The organism is Mesotoga sp. HF07.pep.5.2.highcov (genome assembly GCF_003666285.1).
Lineage (GTDB): Bacteria > Thermotogota > Thermotogae > Petrotogales > Kosmotogaceae > Mesotoga > Mesotoga prima.
In genome coordinates, this window is record NZ_JFHJ01000626.1 from 1 (window position 1) to 992 (window position 992).

Here is a 992-nt window from a genome sequence, read left to right on the forward strand (position 1 = left end):
ATAGCTCTTTCAGTGTCAATGAAGTACTGGGGAATGGGAATAGGAAGAGTCCTTATTGAACTCGCAGTTGAACATGCTGGCAGAAACGGGATTACAAGGATCGGTCTTAAAGTCCGTACCGATAACGATCGGGCGATAGCTCTCTACAGAAAGATGGGCTTCGAAATCGAAGGGAAACTGAAGAAATTCATGCGAGTCAACGATGATTACTTCGATTTCTATCAGATGGGACGAGACGTTTGACTATTTCCTTCTAAAAAGAACGAGCAAACCAGAGACAATAAGAACCGCCCCAACCACTATCATTGTCCATTGGGAAAGTGATGAAGGTATAAGAGCGATCACACCCACAGCAGTTAATATCGCAATCGGAACGAGTAAACCGAAATTCCTTCGTCCATCGGCAAAATAGAGCTGTAGCAGCCCAAAGGCAGGAGCAAGAACGAAGAGACCCCAACCTCCTTGAGAATAGAAACCGGGGAAGATGACTCCAAGAGTGAGCGCAAGCGCAACGACCAGAAGAATTCCACCGGGAACAAGCAAGCCGTTATTCCTGTTTCTAAAAGCATTGTATTCCATTATCACTCCTGGAAGCCAGATAAACAAGAGCCAGAAGTTCGACAGTACGGCGGGCACAAAAATGATCACCAATCCTAGCGCAATAACAATCAGACCCAGAAAGATCTGAGACAGTCCGCTCCCCTTCTTTACAGTCTCTTTCTTCACATTCTCTTCTTCCATACAAAGACCTCCCTTACGAAATCCCCTCACAAATATAATACCTGATAATCCTGGATGTTACACCTCTGCAGCTCAAGAGTCACAGAAGAGTTAGATTCTTCCTCGAATTTACGCTTCACAGCAGACAAAGAGCAAAGTGCAGTCCCGAAGGCGAACTACTAAGATACAAACTGGACTATGAGGGTAAAAATTCCAACGGAACGCATCCAGTCATTCAGTCCAACAAATCAGATTCCAAACATCTCAGTGAC

2 protein-coding genes are annotated in these 992 nt (G+C 45.0%); one reads left to right on the forward strand and one right to left on the reverse strand.

The genetic code is table 11. The features are described from left to right. Positions 1–243: GNAT family N-acetyltransferase (locus tag BG32_RS13480; protein WP_147435052.1), on the forward strand; the 243-nt coding region annotated here is incomplete at its 5' end. On the opposite strand, the gene BG32_RS13485 is transcribed toward BG32_RS13480, so the two are convergent. After that, positions 244–741 (reverse strand): hypothetical protein, encoded by a 498-nt coding sequence (locus BG32_RS13485; RefSeq protein ID WP_006486664.1) that lies wholly within the window; start codon positions 739–741, stop codon positions 244–246. It abuts the gene before it with no gap. Between the last annotated feature and the right edge of the window lie 251 nt (positions 742–992).